This is a genomic window from Streptomyces sp. NPDC059917 (genome assembly GCF_042730635.1).
Taxonomy (GTDB): domain Bacteria; phylum Actinomycetota; class Actinomycetes; order Streptomycetales; family Streptomycetaceae; genus Streptomyces.
In genome coordinates, this window is record NZ_JBHWLC010000101.1 from 1 (window position 1) to 26924 (window position 26924).

Below are 26924 nucleotides of genomic sequence, written 5' to 3' on the forward strand. Positions count from 1 at the left end.
CCGGCGCCCCCCCCCGGTGGCCGGGCGGGGGGCGGCCCCCCCGGGCCCGTGACAGGCGGGCGGCGCCGCACCTCACCGATGAATCAGCTGCCTTCGGTGATCTTCGGCGCGGGCTCGTTCTTGTAGTTGGCCGGACCGAAGTTCTTCTTCACGGCCGCTTCCCAGGCACCGTCCGCTTCCATCTTGGCGATGGCCGCGTTGATCTTGGTCTGGAGCTCCTTGTCGCCCTTCTTCAGGCCGATGCCGTAGTTCTCGTTGCTCAGGCTCAGCCCGACCAGCTTGAACTTGCCCTTGTTGGTCTCCTGGGCGGCGTAACCGGCAAGGATCGAGTTGTCCGTGGTCAGCGCGTCGACCTTCTTGTTTTCCAGGCCGGTGAGGCACTCGGAGTAGCCTCCCTGCTCCAGGAGGTCGGCCTTGGGGGCCAGCTTCGTCTTGACGTTCTGCGCCGAGGTCGAGCCGGTGACCGAGCACAGCTTCTTGCTGTTGAGGTCCTCGGGCTTGGTGATCGAGGTGTCGTCGGCGCGGACCAGCAGGTCCTGGTGCGCGAGGAAGTACGGGCCGGCGAAGTCGACCTTCTCCTTGCGCTTGTCGTTGATCGAGTAGCTCGCGACGATGAACTTGACGTCACCGTTCGCGATCAGGTTCTCGCGCTCGGCGCTGACGGCCTGCTTGAACTGGATCTGGTCGGGCTCGTAGCCGAGCTCCTTGGCCACGTAGGTGGCCACGTCGACGTCGAAGCCGGCGTACTTGCCGTCGGGGGTCTTCAGGCCGACACCCGGCTGGTCGAACTTGATGCCGATGACGATCTTGTCCTTCTTGGCACCCGCCGTGCTGCCCGCGTCGCCCGCGGTGTCGTCCTTCTTGCTGCTGCCGCAGGCGGTCGCGGTCAGCGCCAGGGCGACGGCGACGGCGACGGACGCACCGACCTTCAGAACCTTCATGGTGAACTTCCCTCGGATGAGACGTTGTTGTACGACGGGCGACGATGTTCCCCGTCGACCGGATCACTACCAGACGAACTCGTCAGTGGTGCAGGATCTTCGACAGGAAGTCCTTGGCGCGGTCGCTGCGCGGATTGCTGAAGAACTGGTCGGGCGTGGCCTCTTCGACGATCTTTCCGTCCGCCATGAAGACCACCCGGTTGGCCGCAGAACGGGCGAAGCCCATCTCGTGCGTGACGACGACCATGGTCATGCCCTCGGCGGCGAGCTGCTGCATGACCTCCAGCACCTCGTTGATCATCTCCGGGTCGAGCGCGGAGGTCGGCTCGTCGAAGAGCATCACCTTCGGACCCATGGCCAGCGCGCGGGCGATCGCCACGCGCTGCTGCTGGCCGCCGGACAGCTGCGCCGGGTACTTGTCGGCCTGCGTGCCGACGCCCACCCGGTCCAGCAGCGAGCGCGCCTTCTCCTCGGCCGCCGCCCGGTCCGTCTTGCGGACCTTGAGCTGGCCCAGCATCACGTTCTCCAGCACCGTCTTGTGCGCGAAGAGATTGAACGACTGGAACACCATGCCGACGTCGGCGCGCAGCCGGGCCAGCTCCTTGCCCTCGGCGGGCAGCGGGCGGCCGTCGAGCGTGATGGTGCCCGAATCGACGGTCTCCAGCCGGTTGATCGTCCGGCACAGCGTGGACTTGCCGGACCCGGAGGGGCCGATCACCACGACGACTTCGCCACGGGCAATGCTCAGATCGATGTCCTGAAGCACGTGCAGCGCGCCGAAGTGCTTGTTGACGTTGCTCAGTACGACCAGGCCGTCCGCGGTGGGCGCCGCGTCCTGCGTGCCATCGGTCACTGATACTCCGCTCATCGGCTTCTTGCTCCGTCCACCTCGGTTGGGGAGGACAGTAATGAGGCAATGAGCACACCGTCATCACATCTGAGCGAGAATTGAGGATAACGATACGGCCTCGACCCACCACGCTCCGTGTACGGTCGGCGCGTACCCGTACCGGGTGCATAACGGAAGGCGCACCGGGCCGGAACCCCCTTGACGTGGGCTCCCGCATCGGCGTGGATGCATGGTGGCCATGTTTGCCCACATGGCGAGATGAGGAAAGGGGGACGCATGAGACTGCTGCTCGTCGAGGACGACGACCACGTCGCCGCCGCCCTGTCCGCGATCCTCGCCCGCCACGGTTTCAAGGTCACCCACGCCCGCAACGGCGAGGAGGCCCTCCAGGCCCTGCTGCCCGCGGGCCCCGCCGCCGGGGTCACTCCCTACGGGGTGATCCTGCTCGACCTCGGCCTGCCCGACCAGGACGGCTACGAGGTCTGCGGCAAGATCCGCAAGCGCACCACCACCCCCGTGATCATGGTGACCGCGCGGGCCGACGTCCGCTCGCGCATCCACGGCCTCAACATGGGCGCCGACGACTACGTCACCAAGCCCTACGACACCGGCGAGCTGCTCGCCCGGATCCACGCCGTGGCCCGCCGCACCGGTGCCTCCGAGGACGGCTCGGCGGCGCCCGCCGGTGCCCCCGCCGTCGTCCGCTTCGGCCGGGTCAGCATCGAGCTGCCCACCCGGCGCGTCTGCGTGGACGACGCCGACGTACCGCTCACCCGCAAGGAGTTCGACCTGCTCGCGCTCCTCGCGCAGCGCCCCGGCGTGGTCTTCCGGCGCGAACAGATCATCAGCGAGGTCTGGCGCACCAGCTGGGAGGGCACCGGTCGCACCCTCGAAGTGCACGTCGCCTCGCTCCGCTCCAAGCTCGCGATGCCCGCGCTCATCGAAACCGTCCGCGGGGTGGGCTACCGGCTCGTCGCCCCGCCCGCCCCCTAGCGGACCGACCGTGCGCACCCGGCTGCTGCCCCTGCTCGTCGTCCTGATGGCGGGCACCCTGCTCGCCCTCGGCTTCCCGCTCGCGGTGAGCCTGGCCGCCGCGCAGCAGCAGCGGGTGGTCGTCGACCGGATCGACGACAGCGCCCGCTTCGCCGCCCTCGCCCAGTTCGTCATCGACTCCGAAGGCTCCGGGGACACGGGCGCGGACGACCGCCGCGAGACCCTCCAGCTCGAACTCGCCCGCTACCAAGGGCTGTACGGGATCCGCGTCGGCATCTTCTACCGCGACGACAACGCCATGGCCCGCGCCCCCGGCTGGTGGCAGCTGCCCGAGACCGGCGAGGGCAGGCGCGCCTTCGAGGAGGCCCTCGCCGGTCGGCGCAGCCACGACCCCGCCCAGGTCTGGCCCTGGCAGCGCGGCGGGAAGCTGCTCGTGGCCTCCCCGGTGGTGCTCGACGGCGACGTCGTCGCCGTCGTCGTCACCGAATCGCCCACCGATCAGATGCGCGCCGCCACGCTGCGCGGCTGGCTCCTCATCGTCGGGGGGCTGGCCGCCGCGATGCTCGTCGCCTTCGGGGCGGCGCTCCGGCTCACCAGCTGGGTGCTCAAGCCCGTACGGACCCTGGACGCGGCCGCCCACGGGATCGCCACCGGGCGGATGAACTCGCGCGTCGCCGCCGGTGGCGGACCACCGGAACTCCGCCGGCTGGCCCGATCGTTCAACGAGATGGCCGACAACGTCGAAGAGGTACTGGAGCAGCAGCGGGCGTTCGTCGCGGACGCCTCCCACCAGCTGCGCAATCCGCTCGCCGCGCTGCTCCTGCGCATCGAGCTGCTCGCCCTCGAACTTCCCGAGGGCAATGCGGAGATCGCCTCGGTGCGCACCGAGGGCAAGCGCCTGACCCAGGTCCTGGACGACCTGCTGGACCTGGCGCTGGCCGAGCACACCTCCGCCGAGATCAGCCTCACCGACATCGGCGAGCTGACCGGCGAGCGCGTCGCCGCCTGGCGCCCGCTCGCCGAGGAGAAGGGGGTCCGGCTGACGGAGGAGGGCCGCACCGCCGTCACCGGCTGGGCCGACCCCATCGCCCTGTCCAGCGCCCTCGACGCCGTCATCGACAACGCCCTCAAGTTCACGCCCGCCGGTGAGGAGGTGCGGGTGTCGGTCACCGCCGAGGGGCGCTCTGTCCTCGTCAGCGTCGCCGACCGGGGGCCCGGCCTCACCGAGGAGGAGCTGGCCCGCGTCGGCGACCGGTTCTGGCGCAGCGGCCGCCACCAGAACATCAAGGGCTCGGGGCTGGGCCTGTCGATCTCCCGGGCCCTGCTGGCCGCGGGCGGCGGGTCCCTCTCGTACGAGACGAACCCGCCGCACGGGCTGCGCGTGACCGTCACGGTGCCGCGCACCGGACCGCACGCGGGCTGACGCGGCCGCCGCGGCCGCGCGGCGGTGTCACCAGGTGTAGGCGGTCCCGGCCGGCTCCGAGACCGTGAACAGCTCGCCCACCGCCCGCACCTCCAAGGCGGTCCGCGCCTCCTGCCCGGAGCGCTCCAGCCCCGGCACGTACAGCGCCGTACCGCAGGTGCCGCCGAGGAAGCGCCGGGTCCCGTCCGGGAGCACCCGGTGCAGCTCGTAGTGGCGCACCGCGCCGGGCGCCCGCTGCCAGGACAGTCGCAGCGAGACCTTCGCGGCCTCCCGGGCCGCCGCGTCCACCCGCGCTCCGCCCGGCGCGGCCGGACGCTCGGACCCGTCGGCCACCGCGAGGGACCCGAGCCGCCAGCGCACCGAGCCGCTGCCGATCCGGGTCAGCCGGACCGCCAGGCCGTACGCCGTCTTCCCGGCCAGCGCGGACAGCGGCACCCGGGCGGTCCGCCAGCCCTGCCCGCCGCCGGGCGTCCGCGCCTTCAGCCAGGTGTACGGGACGGCCGCGCCCGGCTTCGACGGTTCGCGGACGGCCACCCCGACCTCCACGTCCACCGCGCCCGACTCGTCCCGGTACACCAGCTCCAGCACGCTCGCGCCGGTCAGCGGCAGCCGCGTCGCGTGCAGGCCGACGGTGGCCGGAGCGCCCAGCGCCCCCGCCACCAGCAGGCTGGAGCCGCCCCGCCAGGCGTCCGCGAAGTCGAGGGTCACGGCGGGCCGCGCGTCGCTGCTCTGCACCACCCAGCGGCGGCCCGGCAGCCGGTCCTGGAGCCCGAGGTGGTTCCAGGGGGTCGATGAGGTGACCGCCCCGTCCTCGTACCAGCGCACTCCGTGGCCGGTGTTGAAGGTGGTGGCGAAGGGCAGGGCGGTGACCGTGGAGCGATCGGCGACCACGGTGGCCGGAGCCCGCCAGGCGCTGCCGGTCGCCGGCCGGGAGGGGTCGAGGGACTCGCCGGTCCAGAACCGGTCGTCGGCCGCGTGGAAGGCGCCGGGGGAGCGGTCGGTGAGGTGGTTGCGGGTCCACTCGGGCCGGTAGAAGCCGTAGCTGACGACGTGGTCGCGCCCGCGCGGCACGATCGCGTCCCACCCGGGATCCGTGTTCCAGCCCGCCGACTCGACGTCGACGCCCGCCCACAGCTCGTAGCGCCCGCGCCCGAGCTGCCCGGCGAGGGTGCCGGAGGAGGCCAACGAGCCCGCGCTCCAACGGAAGTCGACGAACAGGGTGTCGCTGACCTTGCCCTGGCGGTCCTCGAAGAAGTCCTGGTTGAGCTGGTCGAGGGCGCCCCGCCAGCCGACCCGGCCGGTGCTGTTCATCGCGTCGTACCAGGTGATCCGCAGCCCCTTCGACTCCCCGGCCGCGCGCAGCGCGCGCAGGAACCCCCGCATCCGCGTGGCCAGTTCGCTGTCGCCGCCGTCGGTCTCGGCGTTCACGAACCAGCCGTCGAAGCCGTACGTCGCCGCCACCTCCGCCAGCTTCTCCGCGATCGGGAACCGGCCGAGGGAGTCCTGCTGCACCAGGTCGCGGGTCCAGCGCAGGTCCCCGCCGTAGGCGACCGGCGGCAGGAAGACGTTGCCCAGCACGCGGACGCCGTTGCGGTGCGCGGCGTCGACGACCGGTGCGTTGGGGGCGAGCACGATCCCCTCGCCGGAGGAGCCGCCCCAGAAGACCAGCTCGTCGAGGTACGCCCAGTGCGTGAGCGCGTAGTAGTCGGCGCTCGGGCCGCCCTGCGAGGGATTCCCGGCCGTCGGACCGAAGGAGACCAGCGAGGAGATCCGGGCCTGCCCGGCCCGCGCCGTCGTGTTGGCCGCCACCGGTGTGAACCGCGCGGCCAGCGGCACGGTCGCGGTGTTGTGGGCGAGGTCGGGGTCGCTCTCGGGCCGCCACTGCTTCAGCGAGCGCCACACGATCCCGGCCCCGGGGCTCCCCGCCGGCAGCGAGTCCGGGAACCAGTACGAGGCGTACGGGGCCTGGTCCACCGCGGCGGCGAGCGGCGCCCGGGTGGCCGCGGAGGCGACCGCCCCCGGGCCGGAGGCGCCCAGCAGCGCCCCGGCCCCGGCCCCGGCGCCCGCGAGCAGCAGCCCGCGCCGGGTGGGACGCGGGGAACCGGGAGCGGAGCCCGGGCGGGGGGCGGGGACGGGGTCGGGGGCACCGGAACGAGCGTCGACGGCGTTGTCGGTCTCGGACATGAGGTCTCCTCAAGAGGGGGGAGGGGAAGGGCGGTGCTGTGCGGGTGGTCCCGTGCCGTGCGGGTGGCGCTGTGCGGGTGGTTCCGTGCGGGTGGTGCGGTCAGTGGACGTCGCGGACGTGGAGCACCTCGGTGATCCCGCGCGCGGCCAGGTGGGCCCGGTCCTCGGCGTGGTCGGCCAGGACCACGGCGGGGCGCACGCCCCGGGCGGCCAGCACGGCCCAGGCCTCGAAGAACGCGCCCCCGGGTGCGCACACCGAGCGCCGGGGCGCCGCCAGCGCCCCGCCGACGTCGGCCACCAGCGCGGTGGACCGCACCGGCGGGCGGTGCTCGCGGCCCCGCCACTCCTTGGCGATCCGCGCGACGGACTCGCCCGCGGGCTTGACGGTGCGGTCGTTGGTGAGCAGGCCGAGGCCGTACTCCAGCTCCGGGAAGTCGGCGAGCTCGCGGCCGACGTCGTGCGAGCACCACCAGGTCACGCCCCAGAGGTCAGGGCAGTCCAGGGCGTTGGCCACGGTGGCCTCGGTGAAGGCCGCGGCGTGCGCGGGCAGGATCAGCGGGGCGGGGGCGCCCACCTCCTGGAGCCAGACCGGGCGGTGCGGATCCGTCGCCCAGGCCTTCGACATCTCGATCATGTAGGCCGCGTGGTGTTCGGTCGCCGTTCCGGTGCGGCCGTGGCGCTGGGCGGTGCCGTTGAACACCCAGGAGTGGACGGCGGTGGCCGCGCCGAGCCGGGCGGCCTGCGCCACGGTGAAGGGGTGCCCGTCCTGGTACCAGGCCGCGTCGTATTCGGCGTGCAGGTGGAACTTCCCCGGCGCCCCGCGCTCGCAGGCCGCCAACATCCGCTCCAGCCAACGGTCGGCCTGCTCGCGGGTGATGCGGTCCGGGTCGGGGTGCGGGTCGTCGGAGAACTGGTTGATCTCGTTGCCGACCGTCATGCCGAGGAAGTGCGGTCGGTCGGCGAGGGCGGCGGCGAGCGTGCGCAGGTATTCCTCCTGCCCGGCGACGACCTCCGGGTCGTCGAAGATGTTGCGCCGGTGCCAGGTCCGCGTCCACGCGGGCAGGAAGTCGAAGCTCGACAGGTGGCCCTGGAGGCCGTCCACCGCGACGTCGAGGCCGCGTTCGCCCGCCGCGTCCGCCAGCTCGACGAGCTGCTCCACCGCGCGCGGCCGGATCAGGGTCCGGTTCGGCTGGAAGAGCGGCCACAGCGGGAAGACCCGGACGTGGTCGAGGCCGAGGGCCGCGAGGGAGTCGAGGTCGGCCTTCACCTCGTCGAGGTCGAAGTCCAGCCAGTGGTGGAACCACCCGCGGGTCGGGGTGTAGTTCGCGCCGAACCGGAGACCGCGCGGGCCGGGGCCCGGGGCCTCGGCGGCAGCGGCAGCGGCGGCAGCATCGGCGACGGGGGCGGGGAAGGGGCCGGTGGGGACGGGGACGGCAGCGCGGTGCATGAGTGTCCTGGAGTCGGAGGAACCGGGGCGTCGCGGGGTTCGGGAATTCCCCCCGGTGCCCCACGCTGCCGCCCTCAGCGGGGGAAAGTCAACAGGGCCCATAACTGCGAACGTCCCGTCATCGGGGGTGCAAAGTCCCTGACCTTTGGGAATCGGGTACTTATGCGCTTCAGTCCCGTTGACAGGCGGGTCGTCACGAGTGAAGCTAATGCGACTAATGCGCTTTAGTTCGAGCTTGTCAATGGTCCCACAAGGAAGTGTGCGGAATATGGACAGCGGTAGGGACAGCGGTATCACGGTCACATCCGTCACCACCCCGGCCCTCTTCACCGGAGCGTCCGCCGACCCGTGCCAGGTGATCCGGGTCGGGATCCGGCGCGCTCGGCCGGCCGGGCCGCTGTACGTCGGGGTGCAGGGCCCCGGCGTCACCACCCCGCACCCGCGGATCGTGCGCGCCGACACCGAGGGGCCGGCGGAATCCACCGTCGAGGTGGCCGTCCGTACGCCCGGGGCCGCCCCCGGCGAGCGGTTGCCCGCGACGGTCAGGGTGACCACCGCCGACGGCCGCCCGCTCGCCGAGCACCCCTTCCCGCTGGCCGTCGCCGAACCCGGCTGGACCGTGCGCCTGGTCCCGCACTTCCACTACGACCCGATGTGGTGGAACACCCAGGCCGCCTACACCGCCCTGTGGGACGCGCCGACGGCGCCCGGCGCCCCCGCGCCCGGCTGGGAGTACATCGGGGTGCCGGCCTTCACCCTCGTTCCGCTGCACCTCCAACAGGCCCGCGAGGACCCCGCGTACACCTTCGTGCTCTCCGAGGTCGACTACCTCAAGCCCTGGTGGGACAGCCACCCGGAGGACCGCGCCGAGCTGCTCGGGCTGATCGCCGCAGGGCGCGTGGAGATCGTCGGCGGCACCTACAACGAGCCCAGCACCAACCTCACCTCGGCCGAATCCACCATCCGCAGCGCCGTCCACGGGCTGGCCCTGCACCGCGGCACCCTCGGAGCCGACCCGCGCACCGCCTGGCAGTTGGACGTCTTCGGCCACGACCCGTCCTTCCCCGCCCTGATGGCGGGCGCGGGACTGGACTCGGCCGTCCTCGCCCGCGGTCCCCACCATCAGTGGGGGCCGATGATGGACACCTGGGGCGCCCCGCTGCGGCCCCCCACCGCCATGCAACTGCCCGCCGAGTACGAGTGGATCGCGCCCAGCGGTGAAGGGCTGCTGCTGCACTACCTGCCCGCGCACTACTCCGCGGGCTGGTCCTCCCAGGGCGCGCCCGACGCGGCGAGCGCCGCCGAGCAGCTGCTGGACCTCTACGAGCTGCTGCGCCGGAGCGCCACGACCCGCAACGTCCTCATCCCCATGGGCACCGACTTCTCCTGGCCGCACCGGTGGGGCTTGGACGTCCAGCACGCCTGGAACCGCCGCTACTGCTGGCCGCGCATGGAACACTCCGGCCCGCGCGCCCACTTCGAGGCCGTGCGCGCCGAACTCGCCGCGCGCGGCGAGGAACCGCTCCCCGTCACCCGTGAGATGGGACCCGTCTACACCGGCAAGGACGTCACCTACGCCGATGTGAAACAGGCTCACAGGGCTGCCGAGAACCTCGTCGAGGAAGCCGAGACCTTCGCCGCTCTGGCCTGTGCCGAAGGCCTCGCCGACTACCCGCGCCAGACCCTCGACAAGGCCTGGCGTCACATCCTCCACGCCGCGCATCACGACGCCGTCACCGGCACCTTCTCGGACCAGGTCTACCTCGACCTGCTGCCCACCTGGCGCGAGGCCCACGACCTCGCCGAGGGGGTACGGGCGCAGGCCCTGCGGGTCCTGACCGACGCCGCCGACACCCGCGCCCCCGCCTCCCACCGCGCCCGGGACCTGCCGCGCGCCGCCCTCGCCGTCACCGTGCACAACCCGCTGTCCTGGACCCGGACAGACCTCGTCCGGGCCACCGTGGACCTCGCCGCCCTCGGCCCCACGCCCCCCGGCCCCACGCCCTCCGGATCCGCAGGGGCCGGATCCGCGGGGGCCGGTGTCGACCCCTGCCGGATCACCGTGTGCGACGACGAGGGCCACAGCGCCCCCGTGCACCTGGAGGCCGTCGCCGACGGGACCGCCGAGCTGGTCTTCCTCGCCGCGGACGTGCCACCGCTCGGGCACCGCACCTGGTGGCTCGGCGCCGCCCCCGCACACGCCGCCAACGGCGCGGCCCGTTCCGGCGGCTGGGCACCCGTGGCCGGACACGTCATCGAGAACGAGGCCTTCCGCGCCGAGGCCGACCCCGGGCGCGGCGGCGGCCTGGCCCGCCTGCTCGACCGGCGCACGGGACGCGAACTGCTCGCCGAGGGCCGGGTCGACGAGCTGGTCGTCCAGGACGAGTACGCCCAGCACCCCCACTTCGAGGAGGGCCCCTGGCACCTGCTGCCCCGCGGCCCCGGCACCGGTTCCGCCGCCGAACCCGCCCTCACCTGCCGCGCCGAGCGGGGTCCGCTCGGCGCGCGGATCGTGGCCACCGGCCGTACCGGACCCCTGCGCTGGACCCGCACCACCACCCTCTGGGACGGCCTCGACCGAGTGGAACTCACCACCCGGGTCGACTCGTTCGAAGGGAGTGACCACTTGGTGCGGCTGCGCGTCCCCGCCGACGTGCCCGGCGCCCTCCCGGTCGCGGAGACCGCGGCTTCGGCCGTCGGCCGCGGCTTCGCCTTCCCCGGGGCCGACACCGGCGCCGACCACACCCGGGCGCCCTGGACCCTGGACAGCCCCTGCCTGAACTGGTTCGCGCTGTCCCGCACCCTGAGCGCGGCGCTGACCGGCCCCGACGGGGTGCCGGTCGGACAGCGGGCGCTCGGCGCGGCCGAGATCGTGCTGCCCGACGCGGGCGCTCCCGCGCGGCTGCGCGAGCTGGTCACCACCCTCGGGCGGCACGGGGTCACGGCCACGCCGACCCGGCCCCGCGGGCCGCGGTGGGGGGACCTGGCCGTCGACAGCAGCCTCCCCGACGTCCGGATCGCCCTCGGCGGACCCGCGGAGAACGCCTTCACCGCTCAGCTCCTGGCAGCCTGCGACGGCGCGTACGCCGAGGCCGCCCGCGACCATCGCGTCGTGTGGGTACCGGCCCGGGCCGCGCTGCGCGAGGTGTGGCGGCCCGGGTGCGACCTGACCGGCCTGCGCGACCTGCCCGTCCTGGTGGTCACCGGCGGCGCCGGCGACCTCGCGCACGCCCTCGCCGAGGCCGGCCGGATCGAGGCCCACCACCCGCTCCCGGCCGAGGGCGCCGCCGAACACACCGCCTTCGAGGACCGCACGGTCGCGCTGCTCGGCCGCGGCACCCCCGGCTTCGCCGTCGACACCGAGGGCCGCCTGCACGCCTCCCTCATGCGCTCCTGCACCGGCCGCCCCAGCGGCGCCTGGATGGACCCGCCCCGGCGCACCGCCCCCGACGGCAGCTCCTTCCAGCTCCAGCACTGGACCCACGTCTTCGAACACGCCCTGGTCGCCGCCGAGGGCGACTGGCGGGCGGCCGATCTGGTGCGCAGGGGACGCGCGTTCAACAAACCGCTCACCGCCGTCGTCACCGCGCCCGGCGCGGGCCCCAACCCGCCCGCCCGCTCCCTCCTCGTCGTGGAACCCGCCGACCGCGTCCTCGTCGAAACCGTCCAACGGGCCGCCGGGCGGGGCGACCTCTCCGTGCGGCTGCGCGAGACCCGCGGCCGCCCCGCCCCCGTGCGCCTCCTCGCGGGTCGCCTCGCCGACCGCCCCGCCGACCGTCCCGTCGAAGCCGACCTCCTCGGCCGTCCCCTCGGCCCCTTCCCCGACCGGATCCGCGGCGGCGCGACCACCACCGTCCTGCTCCCGGCCCGCTCCCCGGGCCCGGAGCGGGCCGGGGAGGAGGAGCCCCACCAGCCGGTGTTCAGCCGCTACTGGCTGCACAACACGGGCACGGCCCCGCTCGGCGACGCCCCCTACACCGTCACCGTCGACGGCCCCCCGCGCGAAGCCCGGGTCACGCTCGCCGCCCACGGCCCGGGCGGCCGGGTGCGCCTGGAGGTCCACCCGCCCGAGGGGTGGTGGACGGCCTGGCGGGTCCACGACGCCGAGCTGCCCGACGGCGGGCACGTGCGGCGGACGCTGGCCGTCGCCCCCGGTCCGGCGCCCGCGCCCGGTGACCACCTGGTCCGGGTCGTCGCCCACACCCCGGCGGGCCGCTTCGAGGACGTGCTGACCGTGACCGTGCCCGGCGGCGAGACCCCGGCCGGGCTGTGGGTGGCCGCCCCCGACGCCGAGGTGGTCGTCACCGCGGGCGCGCGGGCCGTCGTACGGGCCACGATCGGCAGCACCGGTACGCGGTCCCCGCTGACGGGGCGGGCGTACCTGGCGTCGCCGCACGGCACCCGGCGGCTGATCGGGCCCGCCTCGCTGCCCCTGCACGTGCCCGACGGGGCGCCGGCCGAGCTGGAGTTCGAGGTCCACCCGCCGCCCGGCACCGCGCCGGGGACGTACTGGGCCGCGGTCAAGGCGGTGTGCCAGGGCAGGATCGCGTACGGTCCGGCCATCGCCCTGCGCGTGGCGGCCGCCTCCCCGGCGCCGCCCGCACCGCACGCACCCGAAGGATGACGAGGCAGGCCATGGCCCGCAGACCCACCATCAAGGACATCGCCCGCCAGGCCGGAGTCTCCGAGAGCGCCGTGTCCTTCGCGCTCAACGACCGCCCGGGCGTCTCCCAGGACACCCGCGCCAGGATCCGGCGCGTCGCCGAGGAGCTGGGCTGGCAGCCCAACATCGCGGCCCGCGCCCTGTCCGGCGAGCGTTCCGGCGCCGTCGGCCTGGTCCTCGCCCGCCCCGCGCACACCCTCGGCGTCGAATCGTTCTTCCTCCAGCTGGTGGCCGGGATACAGGAGGTCCTGGCGGCCGAGCGCACCGCCCTGCTCTTCCAGGTGGTCGACGACCTCGACGCCGAATGCGCCCTCTACCGCCGCTGGTGGGCCGAGCGGCGCGTGGACGGGGTGCTCGTCGTCGACCCGCGGACGGACGACCCGCGCCCCCGGCTCCTCGACGGACTGGGCCTGCCCGCCGTCACGGTCGGCGCGCCGGGCGGCCCCGAGCCCGCGGTGCTCTCCTCGGTGTGGGCCGACGACGCGGGGGCCATGGCCCGGATCCTCGACCACCTGCACGACCTCGGCCACCGCCGGATCACGCACGTCGCCGGACTGCCCGGCCTCGCCCACACCGCCCGCCGGATCGCCTCGCTGCGGGCCGAGGCCGACCGGCGCGGGCTCACCGCGGCCGAGGTCTCCTCGATCACCACCGACTACTCCGACGCCCAGGGCGCCGAGGCCACCCGGCGGGTGCTGCGCGGCCCGCTCCCGCCGACCGCCCTCGTCTACGACAACGACGTGATGGCGGTCGCCGGGCTCGCCGTCGCGGCCGAGGCCGGGATCGCCGTCCCCGGGCGGCTCTCGGTGGTCGCCTGGGACGACTCGGCGCTGTGCCGCGTCACCCACCCCCGGCTGACCGCCCTGGTGCGGGACACCGCGGGATTCGGCCGGCTCGCCGCCGAGGAGCTCCTCGCCGTCCTCGCGGGCGGGCCGCCGCGCGCCCGCCAGGGGGAACAGCCCAGGTTGGAGCCCCGCGAGAGTACGGCCCCGCCGACGGCGGCATACTGACGATGAACCCCAGGAGCCTCCCGTGACCACTCCCACGTCCGCCTTCCCCGCGCCCCGCCTCGCGGCCGCCCAGGCCGCCGGGCCGACCGTCGCCATCGACATCGGCGGGACGAAGATCGCCGGTGCGCTGGTGCACGCCGACGGCACGATGGCCGCGACCACCCGGCGGCCCACCCCGCGCGCGGCCGACGGCGAGGCCGTGATGGCGGCGGTGGCCGAGGTGGTCGCCGAGCTGGCGGCCTCCCCGCTGTGGACCTCGGCGGTGCGGTGCGGGATCGGCAGCGCGGGACCGGTGGACACCTCGCGGGGCACCGTCAGCCCGGTGAACATCGGCGCGTGGCGGGACTTCCCGGTCCTGGACCGGGTCGTCGCCGAGCTGGCCCGGCACGGGGCCGACCTGCCGACCGTCCTCGCGGGCGACGGCGTGGCCATGACGGCCGCCGAACACTGGCTGGGCGCCGCCCGCGGGCACGCGAACGCCCTGTGCATGGTCGTGTCCACGGGCGTCGGCGGCGGACTGATCCTGAACAACCAGCTCCACCCCGGACCCACCGGCAACGCCGGTCACATCGGCCACATCAGCGTCGCCTTCGACGGCGAACCCTGCGCCTGCGGCGGTCGCGGCTGCGTGGAATCCCTCGCCTCCGGCACCGCCATCGCCCGCCGGGCCCTGGAACAGGGCTGGACCCCGGCCCCGGGGGGCGACCGCACGGCGGCGGGCGTCGCCGCGGCCGCCGCGGCGGGCGATCCCGTCGCCCTCGCCGCCTTCGACCGCGCGGGCCGCGCCCTGGCCGCCGCCGTCGCGGCCACCGCGACCCTCGTCGAGACGGACATCGTGGTCATCGGGGGCGGTGTCGCGGCCGCCGGGGACGTCCTCTTCGGCCCGATCCGCGCCCACCTGGCCTCGTACGCGACCCTGTCCTTCGTCCAGGGCCTCCAGGTCGTCCCCGCCACCCTCGGCACCCACGCGGGCCTCATCGGCGCGGCGGCCTCGGCGACCATGCTGCTGCCGGCCCGCGCCTGAGCCTCCCGCCGACCTACGGCTTGACCGACCGGTAGTACCGGCGGGCGCCCTCGTGCAGCTCCAGCGGCTCCGTGTAGATCGCCGTGCGCAGGTCCACGAGCTGCGCCGCGTGCACCTCGTGGCCGATCCGGTCCCGGCTGAGGATCACGGTCCGGGTGAACTGCTCGGTCAGCTCCGGCCCGGTCCGGTCCGTGGTGACCAGGAGGTTCGGCACCGCCAGGGTCGCCACCGCCGAGGTGTTGCGGGCCCGCGCGTAGGCGTCCTGCGGCATGACCGCCGCCCGGTAGTAGTGCGTCGGGCTGCCGCCCTTCTGCAGCTCCGGCACCAGGTCGCCGAGCGGCACCAGCCGGATCTCGTACCGCTCCGAAAGCCCCCGCACGGCACTGGTCGGCAGCCCGCCCGACCAGAAGAACGCGTCGATCCGCCCGGCCTCCAGCTCCGCGGGCATCGTGTCGATGCCGATGGGCACGGCCGTGAGGTCCCGTGCCGGATCCAGCTTGGCCGCCGCCAGCATCCGGTCGGAGATGAGCCGGACCCCGGAACCGGGCTGGCCGACCGCGACCCGCTTGCCCCGCAGGTCCTTCGTCGACTGGATCTTGGAGACCGCCGGGACCACCAGCTGCACGTAGTCGTCGTAGAGCCGCGCGACCCCGCTCAGGTGCTCCGCCCCCGGCTTCCCGTCGCGCTTGTACTTGGCCACCGCGTCCGCCGTCGCCACGGTGAAGTCCGCCTCGCCGGCCGCCACCCGCTCCAGGTTCTGCTGGGACCCCTCGCTGGTCACCAGGCGTACGTCGACCCCCGGCACGTCGGTCGCCAGTGCCTGCTGGAGCAGCTCCCCGTAGCGCTGGTAGACCCCGGTGCGCACGCCCGTGCTGAAGACCAGCGTCCCCCGCAGCTCCGCCTTGCCGAAGGGCCACAGCCACCAGAGCAGCACCCCGAGGACGGCCAGCACGGCCACCAGGCCCCGCACGGCGCGGCGCCTGCGGATCTGGTCCAGTGCGAGGGGCATGGCCGCGATCCTGCCAGCCGACCGGCGTCCTGTCACGGCGCGCCGACCGCCTACCCTTGTCACATGAGCAGCGTGGAGCCGGGTGGAGCAGTGGACGTCATGGAAGCCAAGGGCACGTACGAGGTGCGCACGTACGGGTGCCAGATGAACGTGCACGACTCCGAGCGGCTCTCGGGCCTGCTGGAGGGCGCGGGCTACGTCCGCGCGCCCGAGGGCTGCGACGGCGACGCGGACGTCGTGGTCTTCAACACCTGCGCCGTCCGTGAGAACGCCGACAACAAGCTGTACGGCAACCTCGGCCGCCTCGCGCCCATGAAGACCAAGCGCCCCGGCATGCAGATCGCCGTCGGCGGCTGCCTCGCCCAGAAGGACCGCGACACCATCGTCCAGCGGGCCCCCTGGGTCGACGTGGTGTTCGGCACGCACAACATCGGCAAGCTGCCGGTGCTGCTGGAGCGCGCCCGGATCCAGGAGGAGGCGCAGGTCGAGATCGCCGAATCGCTGGAGGCGTTCCCCTCGACGCTGCCGACCCGGCGCGAGTCCGCGTACGCGGCCTGGGTGTCGATCTCCGTCGGCTGCAACAACACCTGCACCTTCTGCATCGTCCCGGCGCTGCGCGGCAAGGAGGAGGACCGCCGTCCCGGCGACATCCTCGCCGAGATCGAGGCCCTGGTCGCCGAGGGCGTCTCCGAGATCACGCTGCTCGGCCAGAACGTCAACGCCTACGGATCCGGCATGGGCGACCGCGAGGCCTTCTCGAAGCTGCTGCGCGCCTGCGGCCAGATCGAGGGCCTGGAGCGGGTCCGCTTCACCTCGCCGCACCCGCGCGACTTCACCGACGACGTGATCGCGGCGATGGCCGAGACCCCGAACGTGATGCCGCAGCTGCACATGCCGATGCAGTCCGGTTCGGACGGCATCCTCAAGGCCATGCGCCGCTCGTACCGTCAGGACCGCTTCCTCGGCATCATCGACAAGGTGCGCGCCGCGATCCCGCACGCGGCCATCTCCACGGACATCATCGTGGGCTTCCCCGGCGAGACCGAGGAGGACTTCCAGCAGACGATGCACGCCGTGCGCGAGGCCCGCTTCGCGAACGCCTTCACCTTCCAGTACTCCAAGCGCCCCGGTACCCCGGCGGCCGACATGGAGGGGCAGATCCCCAAGGAGGTCGTCCAGGAGCGCTACATGCGCCTGGTCGCCCTCCAGGAGGAGATCTCCTGGGAGGAGAACAAGAAGCAGGTCGGCCGCACCCTGGAGGTCATGGTCGCCGAGGGCGAGGGCCGCAAGGACGGCGCCACGCACCGGCTGTCCGGGCGCGCCCCCGACAACCGCCTGGTCCACTTCACCAAGCCGGACGAGGAGGTCCGCCCGGGTGACGTGGTGACGGTGGAGATCACCTACGCCGCTCCGCACCACCTGCTGGCGGAGGGCCCCGCGGGGGCGGTACGTCGCACCCGCGCGGGCGACGCGTGGGAGAAGCGGAACGCCGCTCCGCCCCAGCCCGCCGGAGTCATGCTGGGCATCCCCACCCTCGGCGTCCCGGCCCCCCTCCCCCCGACCCCCACGTCCTGCGCGGCCCCCACCACCTGACCAACGCCCCGGCCGCACCCGATCCGGCCCCGCCGGAGGCCGGGGACGCGGAATGCCGCGCCCCCGGCCGGGCCCGCCGGCGTTCGAGGCGCCGCCGGAGGCATCGGGGCCACCGCGTCCCGACCCGCACCGCGGCCCGACCCCCCGCCCCCCGGCGACTAGGCTGCCGGAATGCTCGTAGCCGCAGCCGTCTGCCCCGCCCCGCCCCTCCTCGTGCCCCCGGTGGCCACCGGAGCCGCCGGTGAACTCGCCGACGCCCGGACCGCCTGCTCCGACGCCCTCGCGGTGCTCGCCGCCGCCCGCCCCGACCGCCTGGTCGTGGTCGGGCCCGCCGACCCCGGCGAGGGGGGCCCGTACCCGCAGGGCACCCGCGGCGGATTCCACGGCTTCGGCGTCGACGTCGAGGTGCGGCTGGGCGAGCCCCCGACCGACCCCCGGTCCGGCCCCCCGCTCCCCACGTCCCTCGCCGTCGCCGCCTGGCTGCTCGACCACACGGCCTGGTCCGGAGCCCCGGTGGAGGGCCTGGGCGTCGAGGAGCCGCTGACCACCGCCCGCTGCCTGGAGACCGGCCGCGAGCTCGCCGCCCGCGCCGAGCGGGTCGCCCTGCTCGTCATGGGCGACGGCAGCGCCTGCCGGACCCTCAAGGCCCCCGGCTACCTGGACGAGCGCGCCGAGGCCTTCGACGAGGCCGCCGCCGCGGCCCTCGGCGCCGCCGACCTGCCCGCGCTGGCCGCCCTCGACGCGGACCTCGCCGCCGAGCTGAAGGCTGCCGGCCGCGCCCCCTGGCAGGTACTCGCCGGGGCCGCCGAGGGCGCGGACCTCGAAGGCCGCCTGCTGTACGAGGACGCCCCCTACGGCGTCGGCTACTTCGTCGCCGCCTGGTCCTAGGCCCCGCCGAGGCCCGTCGCCGCCCGTTGGGCCGAACGGGTCGCGCGCCCCGACCTGACAGACATCACCCCCGCGCCCGGCACGGAAAACGCGAAGAAGGGGCGCGGGGGAAACCCCCGCGCCCCTTCTTCGGATCACGTCAGGCAGACGCCGGCGGTGTCGGCCCGCCGGGGCTGTCCTTGTGCGCGACCTTGCCCAGGGCGTCCTTCGCCTTGCCGGCGCCCGAGGTGATCTGGTCGCTGTACTTGCCCTTGGTCTTGGAGTCCACGACCTTGGCGACCTTGTCCAGGCCGTCGCCGATCTTTCCCTCGTGCTGTTGCGCGAGGTCACCCAGCTTGTCCTTGGCCGGCGCGAGCTTGGCCTTCAAATTGTCCAGCAGGCCCATGGGACACCTTCCAGTGGCAGTAGCTCCTACGTACGGGCGCCCTCACCGGCCTCGCTGTCCGCGGCTTCCTCCGCGCACTGCTGCTTGGGGATCTCCACGCCTTCCGGCGCGGCGGTCTCCGTCTCGGCCTTGGGGGCCTCGTCGGTCACCTCGGCTTCCACCGCGGCGGTCGACTCGACGACCTCCTCGGCAGGCTCCGTGGCCTTCCGGCGAAACCGATCAAAAACGCCCATGTCTACTCCCATAACGTTACTCGTGCGGGTGAAGTTCCGCCTTGGCCGGACCGGCCACCGCCGGTCGCGGGCCGGGCCGGAACCTCGCCAGGGCAACGACCCCGTACCCGGCCCGTCACGTAGCTCGATCGGGTACACGCCTCGGGGTTTGCGAGACTGGGACGGTGAAGAGCCCAGCCCCCGCACCGCGGGTCATCGCCGTCGTCGGCCCCACGGCAGCCGGAAAGTCCGATCTGGGCGTCGCCCTGGCCCGTCGCTACGACGGAGAAGTCGTCAACGCCGACTCCATGCAGCTCTACCGTGGGATGGACATCGGGACCGCCAAACTGACGACCGAGGAGCGCGGGGGAGTCGTCCACCGGCTCCTCGACGTCTGGGACGTGACGGAAACGGCCAGCGTGGCCGAGTACCAGCGCCTCGCGCGCATCGAGATCGACCGGCTGCTCGCCGAGGGGCGCACCCCCGTCCTCGTCGGCGGTTCCGGACTGTACGTCCGCGGCGCCCTCGACGCGATGGAGTTCCCCGGGACCGACCCGGAGGTCCGGGCCCGGCTGGAGGAAGAGGCCACCCTGCGGGGCCCGGGCGCCCTGCACGCCCGCCTCGCCGCCGCCGACCCGGCCGCCGCCCTCGCGATCCTGCCGAGCAACGGCCGACGGATCGTCCGGGCACTGGAGGTCATCGAGATCACCGGGCGCCCGTACACGGCGAACCTGCCCGGCCACGAGTCCGTCTACGACACCGTGCAGATCGGGGTGGACGTGGCCCGGCCCGAGCTGGACGAGCGGATCGCCCTGCGCGTGGACCGGATGTGGGAGGACGGCCTGGTCGAGGAGGTGCGGGCGCTGGAGGCCCAGGGGCTGCGCGAGGGGATCACCGCCTCCCGGGCGCTCGGCTACCAGCAGGTGCTCGACGCCCTGGCGGGCCGCTGCACCGAAGCGGAGGCCAAGGCCGAAACGGTCCGCGCCACGAAGCGGTTCGCCCGCCGCCAGGACTCCTGGTTCCGCCGGGACCCGCGGGTCCACTGGCTCAGCGGAGCGGCCCTGGACCGGGCGGAACTCCCCGGACTCGCGCAGTCGTTGGTCGAACGGGCGGTCACAGCCTGATCACGTGATGGCATCGGGACGCTCCGGGCGCCTGTTCGGGGCCCGGGGCCGTGCCATCATCAAACTCCGGCCGGTGTCGACACCGGCGGTGATCGACAACGTACGAAGTCCGAGTGGGGAGGGCGCGTGGCGATGGAGGCCGGCCCTCGAGACACCGGGCGGGAGCGCGACCGGCAGGAAACGGATCCGGTCCTTCCCGACGGACTCGGCCTGCCCGCCGAACCGGTCCGGCTGACGCCCGACGGTCCGGACGGACCCGACGCGCTGGCGGGCCTGGCCGGGCTGGACGGCGGCCTGGACGCGGCCGACGCCGCGGCCGCGCAGGCCCCCGAGTTCGAGGTCGAACTGCGCCCGCAGCGCCGCCTGCGGATCTGGCAGATCGCGCCCATCGTGATGCTGGCCGCCGCCGGATCCCTGATGTTCGCCTTCCCCCTCGCCTTCGAGTTCGGCGACGGCGGCGCCGTCGTCGCCATGCTCGGCCTGCTCATCAGCTCCTGCGCCGGGGGCTGGGGCATGATGGCCGCCCGCCGCGTCGGCTACACCTGGCCGGGGCTCCCGGCCCGCGGCTCCGGCCGCCGCCCGAACTGGCGCATCGCCGCCCTCTACGCGCTGGTCGCCCTCGGCCTCGTCGCGCTGGCCGTCCTGCGCGTGGCCCGGCTCCGCTGACTTCTCGCGCGGCCCGGGTTTGTACGATGGGGAGGTGACCACCTCCACCGCGCCGCTGGCGTTCCTCAAGGGCCACGGGACCGAGAACGACTTCGTGATCGTCCCGGACCCGGACAACGCCGTCGACCTGCCCGCCACGGCCGTGGCCCGGCTCTGCGACCGCCGGGCCGGGATGGGCGGCGACGGGGTGCTGCACGTGGTGCGCTCCGCCGCGCACCCCGAGGCGCGGTCGATGGCCGACGAGGCCGAGTGGTTCATGGACTACCGCAACGGTGACGGCTCCATCGCGGAGATGTGCGGCAACGGCGTCCGCGTCTTCGCCCGCTACCTCCAGCACGCCGGCCACGTCGAGGCCGGCGACCTCGCCGTCGCCACCCGCGGCGGCGTCAAGCACGTCCACCTCCACAAGGACGGCGCCGTCACCGTCTCGATGGGCCGCGCGGCGCTCCCCGAGGGGGAGGTCACCGTCACGATCGGCCCGAAGAGCTGGCCCGCGCGCAACGTGAACATGGGGAACCCGCACGCGGTCGCCTTCGTTGATTCCCTCGACGACGCCGGGAGCCTGCTCACCGCCCCCGCCTTCGGCCCGGCGTCCGCCTACCCGACGGGTGTCAACGTCGAGTTCGTCGTCGACCGCGGCCCCCGGCACGTCGCCATGCGCGTCCACGAGCGCGGATCCGGCGAGACCCGCTCCTGCGGCACCGGCGCCTGCGCGGTCGCCGTGGCCACCGCCCGCCGCGACGGGGCCGACCCCGCCGTCACCGGCGAGCCGGTCACGTACACGGTCGACCTGCCCGGCGGCACCCTGCTCATCACCGAACACCCGGACGGCGCCGTGGACATGACCGGACCCGCCGTCATCGTGGCCGCGGGCGAGTTCGATCCGGCCTGGCTCACCGAAACGGCTTTCGGCTAGAGGTTCCCTCTAATGGGTGATCCATTTCACGCTGTGCGAGAGCTGGACTGCGCCACGTGGTGGGGTCGGTAGCATCAGGCACCGGCCCTGAGGGCTCACCCCATGCCCACCGCCGGTCGAAGCCGCCGGAGGTGCCCATGAGTGCAGAGGCCACGAACCCCGACGCACGACCCGAGTTCCGCAGACGTGGCCGGACCCGGCTCGATCTGCTCCGACTGGGACGCGCCGCCCTGCTCGGGCCGACGTCCCGGGACCGGCTCCCCGACGCCATCGGGCACGTCGCCGAAGCCCACCGCGCCCACCACCCGGACGCGGACCTCTCCGTGCTGCGCCGGGCCTACGTGCTGGCCGAGAGCTCGCACCGCGGCCAGATGCGCAAGAGCGGCGAGCCGTACATCACCCACCCCCTCGCCGTCACCCTGATCCTGGCCGAACTCGGCGCCGAGACCACGACCTTGACGGCATCGCTCCTCCACGACACCGTCGAGGACACCGAGGTGACCCTCGACCAGGTACGCCAGGAGTTCGGCGACGAGGTCTGCTTCATCGTCGACGGCGTCACCAAGGTCGAGCGCATCGACTACGGCGCCGCGGCCGAACCGGAGACCTTCCGCAAGATGCTCGTCGCCACCGGCAACGACGTCCGCGTCATGTCCATCAAACTCGCCGACCGGCTGCACAACATGCGCACCCTCGGCGTGATGCGCCCGGAGAAACAGGCCCGCATCGCCAAGGTCACCCGGGACGTCCTCATCCCGCTGGCCGAGCGGCTCGGCGTACAGGCCCTCAAGACCGAGCTGGAAGACCTCGTCTTCGCGATCCTCCACCCCGAGGAGTACGAGCGCACCCGCGCCCTCATCGCCGCCCACGCGGGCGAGCGGGACCCGCTCCCCGGCATCGCCGACTCCGTCCGGGCGGTCCTGCGCGAATCCGGCATCCAGGCCGAGGTGCACATCCGCCCCCGGCACTTCGTCTCCGTCCACCGGATCTCCCTCACCCGAGGCGAACCGCGCGGCTCCGACTTCGGCCGCCTCCTCGTCCTCGTCGGCGAGAACGCCGACTGCTACGGCGTGCTCGGGGAGTTGCACACCTGCTTCACCCCGGTCGTCTCCGAGTTCAAGGACTTCATCGCGGTACCCAAGTTCAACCTCTACCAGTCCCTGCACACCGCCATCGCCACCCCCGGGGGCAACGTCGCCGAGGTCATCGTCCGCACCCACCAGATGCACCGGGTCGCCGAGGCCGGAGTCGTCGCCCTCGGCAATCCGTACATCTTCGGCGAGGGAGCGGCCGCGACCGCGCCGGTCCTCCCGGGGGCCCCGGGCGCCGCGGCCGAGGGCGAGGTCGACGAGGAGCGCGTCGACCCCACCCGACCCGGCTGGCTCTCCCGACTGCTCGACTGGCAGCAGTCCGCACCCGACCCCGACACCTTCTGGAGCTCGCTGCGCGCCGAGCTGGCCCAGGACCGCGAGATCACCGTCTTCCGGGCCGACGGCGGGGGCGCCGACGGCACCATCAGCCTCCCGGCCGGGGCCACCTGTATCGACGCGGCCTACGCCCAGTACGGCGAGGCCGCGCACGGCTGTATCGGCGCCCGGGTGAACGGGCGCCTCACCTCCCTGGCCACCCGGCTGGCCGACGCGGACACCGTGCAGCTGCTGCTCGCGCACGACGCCTCCTCCGGGCCCGCCGCCGACTGGCTCGACCACGCCCGTACCCCGGCCGCCCGGATCGCCATCAGCACCTGGCTCCAGTCCCATCCCGCCGCCGTCAAACCGCCCACCGCCCCGCCCCGGGCGCCGCTGCCGATGGTCAGCCTGCGGCCCGGCGGGCGCAACGCGGTCGCCGACCTGCCGGACGCGCCCGTCCGGCTCGCGGGGTGCTGCACGCCGGTCCCGCCCGACTCGGTCGCCGGTTTCGTCGTCCGGGGCGGGGCGGTCACGGTCCACCGGATCGCCTGCCCGGCCGTCGAACAGATGCGCTCCGTCGGTCGGACCTCGGTCGCCGTGCACTGGCGGGCGACCGCCGACTGCCGGGTGACGCTGCTCGCCGAATCGTTCGGGCGGCCGCACCTGCTGGCCGACCTGACCGAGGCCATCGCCCACGAGGGCGTCGAAGTCATCTCGGCCACCGTCGAGGCCCCCATCGAACAGCGCGTCCGGCACACCTACACCCTGCACCTGCGCGACGCGACCGGGCTGCCGGGGCTTATGCGGGCGATGCGGGACGTGCCGGGGGTCTATGACGTGAGCCGCGTGTAGCGGAGCCACCCCTTCGGGTGGGGCCGTCCGTGCCGCGCGTCGCGTCGCACGGGAGAGGGCGGCGGGCGCTGGTATGGGGTGGGGATGCGCCTCACCTCCCCCCGCCTGCGCGCCGCCCTGCTCGGCGCGGCCTCCCTCACGCTCGTCGCCGCCGTCCTGCCCCCGCCGCAGGCCCTGGGCATCGGCGACCGGCTCTTCCCGGAGCTCGGCAACCCCGGTTACGACGTCGACTCGTACGACCTCTCCTTCACCTACAAGGACAACCGCACCCCGCTCGACGCGGTCACCGTCATCAGGGCCCACACCCTCACGGAGCTGGACCGGGTCAACCTCGACTTCGCCCGCGGCACGGTCCGCTCCGCCGAGATCAACGGCAGGCCCGCGCCCTTCGCCACCGCGGGGGAGGACCTCGTACTGACCCCCGAGCGCCCGCTCGCGGCCGACGAACCGCTGCGCATCACCATCCACCACACCAGCGACCCGCGCGGCGGCGGCAGCGGCAGCGGGGACGGGGGCTGGGTCCGGACCGCGGACGGCCTGGCCATGGCCAACCAGGCGGACGCCGCCCACCAGGTCTTCCCCTGCAACGACCACCCCTCCGACAAGGCGCTCTTCACCTTCCGGATCACCGCCCCCAACGGCACCACCGCCGTCGCCAACGGGCTCCCGGTCCTCACGACCGACCGCGCCGCCGCCGGCGCGACCACTTGGACCTACCGCACCGTGCACCCCATGGCGACCGAGCTGGCCCAGGTCTCCCTCGGGGCCTCCACCGTGCTCCGCCGCGAGGGGCCGCACGGCCTGGAGCTGCGGGACGTGGTGCCCACCGCGGACAAGAAGCTGCTGGAGCCCTGGCTGAAGAAGACCCCGGCCCAGATGGAGTGGATGGAGAAGCGGGTCGGCCGCTACCCCTTCGAGACCTACGGGGTGCTGATCGCGCACGCCAGCACCGGCTTCGAGCTGGAGACCCAGACCCTCTCGCTCTTCGAACGCGGGATCTTCACCGACCCCGGCTACCCCGAGTGGTACGTCGACTCGATCATGGTCCACGAGCTGGCCCACCAGTGGTTCGGGGACAGCGTCACCCCGCGCACCTGGTCCGACCTGTGGCTCAACGAAGGACACGCCACCTGGTACGAGGCCCTGTACGCCGACGGGCTCGGCAAGTACTCCCTGGAACGGCGGATGCGCGAGGCGTACCAGCGCTCCGACCAGTGGCGGGCCGCCGGCGGCCCGCCGGCCGAGCCCAAGGCGGCGGCGCCGGGCGAGAAGATCGGCCTCTTCCGGCCGGTGGTCTACGACGGCGCGGCCCTGATCCTGTACGCGCTGCGGCAGAAGATCGGCGCACCGGCCTTCGAGGACCTGGAGCGCCGCTGGGTGGGCGAGCACGCCGACCAGGTCGTGGGCACGGACGACTTCGTCCGGCTGGCGTCGCGGGTGGCGGGCGAGGACCTCACCGCCTTCCTCCGGCCCTGGCTGTACGGCAGGACCACGCCGCCGATGCCGGGGCACCCGGAGTGGAGCGCGTCGAAGACCACCTGACGGGCGCGGGAGCGGGAGAGCGGCCCGAAAAGGGTGTGACTGCCGGGGAACGGGCATGTCACCATCGACGGGACGGGGATTGCCGACGCGGCCGCCGGTCCGGGGCCCCGTAGGGAATCTCCCGCCCGTGTGACACGTTGTACGTACGGCCGGGAGCCCTGCCCGCACCGACGGGCCGGACACCGGCGCGAGAACCATCCGAAAACGACGTAAGGATCCAATGACCTCCTCTTCTTCCCCTTCCCAGGACGCGCAGGACTCGCCCGAGGCGAAGGACGCGCAGAGCTTCACCGAGAGCCTTCGGGCCGATGCCCTGATGGAAGAGGACGTCGCCTGGAGCCACGAGATCGACGGCGAGCGCGACGGCGCGCAGTACGAGCGCTCCGAGCGCGCCGCACTGCGGCGCGTCGTCGGCCTCTCCACCGAGCTCGAGGACGTCACCGAGGTCGAGTACCGCCAGCTCCGCCTGGAGCGCGTGGTCCTCGTGGGCGTCTGGACCACCGGCACCGTGCAGGACGCGGACAACTCCCTCGCGGAGCTGGCCGCCCTCGCCGAGACGGCGGGCGCCCTCGTGCTCGACGGCGTGATCCAGCGCCGCGACAAGCCCGACCCGGCCACCTTCATCGGTTCCGGCAAGGCGCGCGAGCTGCGGGACATCGTCACCGAGACCGGGGCCGACACCGTCGTCTGCGACGGCGAGCTCAGCCCGGGCCAGCTCATCGCCCTCGAAGACGTCGTCAAGGTCAAGGTGGTCGACCGGACCGCGCTGATCCTCGACATCTTCGCCCAGCACGCCAAGTCCCGCGAGGGCAAGGCGCAGGTCGCACTCGCGCAGATGCAGTACATGCTGCCGCGACTGCGCGGCTGGGGTGCCTCGCTCTCCCGCCAGATGGGTGGCGGCGGCGGTGGCGGCATGGCGACGCGCGGTCCCGGTGAGACCAAGATCGAGACCGACCGGCGCCGGATCCGCGAGAAGATGGCGAAGATGCGCCGTGAGATCGCGGAGATGAAGACCGGCCGCGACATCAAGCGGCAGGAACGGCGCCGCAACAAGGTGCCCTCGGTCGCCATCGCCGGATACACCAACGCGGGCAAGTCCTCACTGCTCAACCGCCTCACCGGAGCGGGCGTCCTGGTGGAGAACGCGCTGTTCGCCACCCTCGACCCGACCGTGCGCCGGGCCGAGACGCCGAGCGGCCGGATCTACACCCTGGCCGACACGGTCGGCTTCGTCCGACACCTGCCCCACCACCTCGTCGAGGCGTTCCGCTCCACGATGGAGGAGGTCGGCGACTCCGACCTCATCCTGCACATCGTGGACGGCTCGCACCCGGCGCCGGAGGAGCAGCTGGCGGCGGTGCGCGAGGTGATCCGCGAGGTCGGCGCCGTCAAGGTGCCCGAGATCGTGGTCATCAACAAGGCGGACGCCGCGGACCCGCTGGTCCTTCAGCGACTGCTGCGCATCGAGCGCCGTTCCATCGCCGTCTCGGCCCGCACGGGCCAGGGCATCGAGGAACTGCTCGCGCTCATCGACCGCGAGCTGCCCCGGCCCGAGGTCGAGGTGGAGGCGCTGGTGCCGTACACCCGCGGCGGACTGGTCGCCCGGGCGCACGCCGAAGGCGAGGTCATCTCCGAGGAGCACACCCCGGAGGGCACCCTGCTGAAGGCGCGGGTCCACCAGGAACTGGCGGCGGACCTCGCTCCGTACATCCCCGCGAAGCACTGACAGCGAACCACCGCAGTACCGGACACGCATACAGGGAGGGCCCCCGCACCGCGGGGGCCCTCCCTGT

20 protein-coding genes are annotated in these 26924 nt (G+C 73.7%); 13 read left to right on the plus strand and 7 right to left on the minus strand.

Features of this window, described 5'->3' with window-relative positions; genetic code table 11:
- Positions 1-83 precede the first annotated feature (83 nt).
- Both ACFWAR_RS35095 and ACFWAR_RS35100 read right to left on the minus strand, forming a co-directional pair.
- The gene (locus tag ACFWAR_RS35095) at positions 84-941 is read right to left on the minus strand and encodes a glutamate ABC transporter substrate-binding protein (protein WP_385786386.1); all 858 of its coding nucleotides are present in this window, start codon (positions 939-941) and stop codon (positions 84-86) included.
- 82 nt (positions 942-1023) lie between these two features.
- Positions 1024-1809, minus strand: a complete 786-nt coding sequence (locus tag ACFWAR_RS35100; RefSeq protein ID WP_385786389.1) for an amino acid ABC transporter ATP-binding protein — start codon at positions 1807-1809, stop codon at positions 1024-1026.
- Between the two features lie 258 nt (positions 1810-2067).
- Between ACFWAR_RS35100 and ACFWAR_RS35105 the strand changes: the two genes are divergently transcribed.
- Both ACFWAR_RS35105 and ACFWAR_RS35110 read left to right on the plus strand, forming a co-directional pair.
- Positions 2068-2784, plus strand: a complete 717-nt coding sequence (locus tag ACFWAR_RS35105) for a response regulator transcription factor (RefSeq protein ID WP_385786392.1) — start codon at positions 2068-2070, stop codon at positions 2782-2784.
- 10 nt (positions 2785-2794) lie between these two features.
- Positions 2795-4207: an ATP-binding protein gene (locus ACFWAR_RS35110; protein WP_385786394.1), complete on the plus strand. Its 1413-nt coding sequence runs from the start codon at positions 2795-2797 to the stop codon at positions 4205-4207.
- Positions 4208-4234: 27 nt separating this feature from the next.
- On the opposite strand, the gene ACFWAR_RS35115 is transcribed toward ACFWAR_RS35110, so the two are convergent.
- Together ACFWAR_RS35115 and ACFWAR_RS35120 are read right to left on the minus strand one after the other, a co-directional pair.
- Positions 4235-6391 carry an endo-beta-N-acetylglucosaminidase gene (locus ACFWAR_RS35115; protein ID WP_385786397.1) on the minus strand — a complete coding sequence of 719 codons (2157 nt, stop codon included), beginning with the start codon at positions 6389-6391 and terminating at the stop codon, positions 4235-4237.
- Between the two features lie 100 nt (positions 6392-6491).
- Entirely contained in the window at positions 6492-7838 is a 1347-nt protein-coding gene (locus ACFWAR_RS35120; RefSeq protein ID WP_385786400.1) for a glycosyl hydrolase, read from the minus strand.
- Between the two features lie 268 nt (positions 7839-8106).
- Here ACFWAR_RS35120 and ACFWAR_RS35125 point away from each other — a divergent pair, with 268 nt between their 5' ends.
- From ACFWAR_RS35125 to ACFWAR_RS35135, 3 genes are all read left to right on the plus strand, one after another.
- Positions 8107-12462 carry an NEW3 domain-containing protein gene (locus ACFWAR_RS35125; RefSeq protein ID WP_385786403.1) on the plus strand — a complete coding sequence of 1452 codons (4356 nt, stop codon included), beginning with the start codon at positions 8107-8109 and terminating at the stop codon, positions 12460-12462.
- 11 nt (positions 12463-12473) lie between these two features.
- Complete coding sequence (locus tag ACFWAR_RS35130; protein ID WP_385786406.1) at positions 12474-13511, plus strand: LacI family DNA-binding transcriptional regulator; 1038 nt, start codon at positions 12474-12476, stop codon at positions 13509-13511.
- A 94-nt stretch (positions 13512-13605) separates the two neighbouring features.
- Complete coding sequence (locus ACFWAR_RS35135) at positions 13606-14535, plus strand: ROK family protein (RefSeq protein ID WP_385786436.1); 930 nt, start codon at positions 13606-13608, stop codon at positions 14533-14535.
- Positions 14536-14548: 13 nt separating this feature from the next.
- Here the strand turns inward: ACFWAR_RS35135 and ACFWAR_RS35140 are convergent, their stop codons facing one another.
- Positions 14549-15544, minus strand: a complete 996-nt coding sequence (locus tag ACFWAR_RS35140; protein ID WP_385786409.1) for a TAXI family TRAP transporter solute-binding subunit — start codon at positions 15542-15544, stop codon at positions 14549-14551.
- A gap of 63 nt (positions 15545-15607) precedes the next feature.
- On the opposite strand from ACFWAR_RS35140, the gene miaB reads away from it, so the two are divergent.
- Both miaB and ACFWAR_RS35150 read left to right on the plus strand, forming a co-directional pair.
- Positions 15608-17137 carry a tRNA (N6-isopentenyl adenosine(37)-C2)-methylthiotransferase MiaB gene (gene miaB, locus ACFWAR_RS35145; RefSeq protein WP_385786412.1) on the plus strand — a complete coding sequence of 510 codons (1530 nt, stop codon included), beginning with the start codon at positions 15608-15610 and terminating at the stop codon, positions 17135-17137.
- A 171-nt stretch (positions 17138-17308) separates the two neighbouring features.
- The gene (locus tag ACFWAR_RS35150) at positions 17309-18025 is read left to right on the plus strand and encodes a hypothetical protein (protein ID WP_385786414.1); all 717 of its coding nucleotides are present in this window, start codon (positions 17309-17311) and stop codon (positions 18023-18025) included.
- A gap of 139 nt (positions 18026-18164) precedes the next feature.
- On the opposite strand, the gene ACFWAR_RS35155 is transcribed toward ACFWAR_RS35150, so the two are convergent.
- The gene (locus tag ACFWAR_RS35155) at positions 18165-18410 is read right to left on the minus strand and encodes an antitoxin (RefSeq protein ID WP_385786416.1); all 246 of its coding nucleotides are present in this window, start codon (positions 18408-18410) and stop codon (positions 18165-18167) included.
- 26 nt (positions 18411-18436) lie between these two features.
- Positions 18437-18643, minus strand: coding sequence for a gliding motility protein (locus ACFWAR_RS35160; RefSeq protein WP_385786419.1), 207 nt, complete (start codon positions 18641-18643; stop codon positions 18437-18439).
- 164 nt (positions 18644-18807) lie between these two features.
- Between ACFWAR_RS35160 and miaA the strand changes: the two genes are divergently transcribed.
- The 6 genes from miaA to hflX all read left to right on the plus strand — a co-directional run bounded on the left by miaA (position 18808) and on the right by hflX (position 26857).
- Positions 18808-19746 (plus strand): tRNA (adenosine(37)-N6)-dimethylallyltransferase MiaA, encoded by a 939-nt coding sequence (gene miaA / locus ACFWAR_RS35165; protein ID WP_385786421.1) that lies wholly within the window; start codon positions 18808-18810, stop codon positions 19744-19746.
- Between the two features lie 132 nt (positions 19747-19878).
- The gene (locus tag ACFWAR_RS35170) at positions 19879-20412 is read left to right on the plus strand and encodes a hypothetical protein (RefSeq protein ID WP_385786438.1); all 534 of its coding nucleotides are present in this window, start codon (positions 19879-19881) and stop codon (positions 20410-20412) included.
- 34 nt (positions 20413-20446) lie between these two features.
- Positions 20447-21328, plus strand: coding sequence for a diaminopimelate epimerase (gene dapF, locus ACFWAR_RS35175; RefSeq protein ID WP_385786424.1), 882 nt, complete (start codon positions 20447-20449; stop codon positions 21326-21328).
- A 137-nt stretch (positions 21329-21465) separates the two neighbouring features.
- Positions 21466-23589 carry a RelA/SpoT family protein gene (locus ACFWAR_RS35180; RefSeq protein WP_385786427.1) on the plus strand — a complete coding sequence of 708 codons (2124 nt, stop codon included), beginning with the start codon at positions 21466-21468 and terminating at the stop codon, positions 23587-23589.
- An 84-nt stretch (positions 23590-23673) separates the two neighbouring features.
- Positions 23674-25131 carry a M1 family metallopeptidase gene (locus ACFWAR_RS35185; protein ID WP_385786430.1) on the plus strand — a complete coding sequence of 486 codons (1458 nt, stop codon included), beginning with the start codon at positions 23674-23676 and terminating at the stop codon, positions 25129-25131.
- Positions 25132-25351: 220 nt separating this feature from the next.
- The gene (gene hflX, locus ACFWAR_RS35190) at positions 25352-26857 is read left to right on the plus strand and encodes a GTPase HflX (protein ID WP_385786433.1); all 1506 of its coding nucleotides are present in this window, start codon (positions 25352-25354) and stop codon (positions 26855-26857) included.
- Positions 26858-26924: the final 67 nt, after the last annotated feature.

Excerpts from the sequence above, each read along its gene's own strand:
- ACFWAR_RS35095 (WP_385786386.1), bottom strand. The coding sequence starts at position 941 with ATGAAGGTTCTGAAGGTCGGTGCGTCCGTCGCCGTCGCCGTCGCCCTG.
- ACFWAR_RS35100 (WP_385786389.1), bottom strand. The coding sequence starts at position 1,809 with ATGAGCGGAGTATCAGTGACCGATGGCACGCAGGACGCGGCGCCCACC.
- ACFWAR_RS35105 (WP_385786392.1), top strand. The coding sequence starts at position 2,068 with ATGAGACTGCTGCTCGTCGAGGACGACGACCACGTCGCCGCCGCCCTG.
- ACFWAR_RS35115 (WP_385786397.1), bottom strand. The coding sequence starts at position 6,391 with ATGTCCGAGACCGACAACGCCGTCGACGCTCGTTCCGGTGCCCCCGAC.
- ACFWAR_RS35120 (WP_385786400.1), bottom strand. The coding sequence starts at position 7,838 with ATGCACCGCGCTGCCGTCCCCGTCCCCACCGGCCCCTTCCCCGCCCCC.
- ACFWAR_RS35125 (WP_385786403.1), top strand. The coding sequence starts at position 8,107 with ATGGACAGCGGTAGGGACAGCGGTATCACGGTCACATCCGTCACCACC.
- ACFWAR_RS35130 (WP_385786406.1), top strand. The coding sequence starts at position 12,474 with ATGGCCCGCAGACCCACCATCAAGGACATCGCCCGCCAGGCCGGAGTC.
- ACFWAR_RS35140 (WP_385786409.1), bottom strand. The coding sequence starts at position 15,544 with ATGCCCCTCGCACTGGACCAGATCCGCAGGCGCCGCGCCGTGCGGGGC.
- miaB (WP_385786412.1), top strand. The coding sequence starts at position 15,608 with ATGAGCAGCGTGGAGCCGGGTGGAGCAGTGGACGTCATGGAAGCCAAG.
- ACFWAR_RS35150 (WP_385786414.1), top strand. The coding sequence starts at position 17,309 with ATGCTCGTAGCCGCAGCCGTCTGCCCCGCCCCGCCCCTCCTCGTGCCC.
- ACFWAR_RS35155 (WP_385786416.1), bottom strand. The coding sequence starts at position 18,410 with ATGGGCCTGCTGGACAATTTGAAGGCCAAGCTCGCGCCGGCCAAGGAC.
- ACFWAR_RS35160 (WP_385786419.1), bottom strand. The coding sequence starts at position 18,643 with ATGGGCGTTTTTGATCGGTTTCGCCGGAAGGCCACGGAGCCTGCCGAG.
- ACFWAR_RS35170 (WP_385786438.1), top strand. The coding sequence starts at position 19,879 with ATGGAGGCCGGCCCTCGAGACACCGGGCGGGAGCGCGACCGGCAGGAA.
- ACFWAR_RS35180 (WP_385786427.1), top strand. The coding sequence starts at position 21,466 with ATGAGTGCAGAGGCCACGAACCCCGACGCACGACCCGAGTTCCGCAGA.
- ACFWAR_RS35185 (WP_385786430.1), top strand. The coding sequence starts at position 23,674 with ATGCGCCTCACCTCCCCCCGCCTGCGCGCCGCCCTGCTCGGCGCGGCC.
- hflX (WP_385786433.1), top strand. The coding sequence starts at position 25,352 with ATGACCTCCTCTTCTTCCCCTTCCCAGGACGCGCAGGACTCGCCCGAG.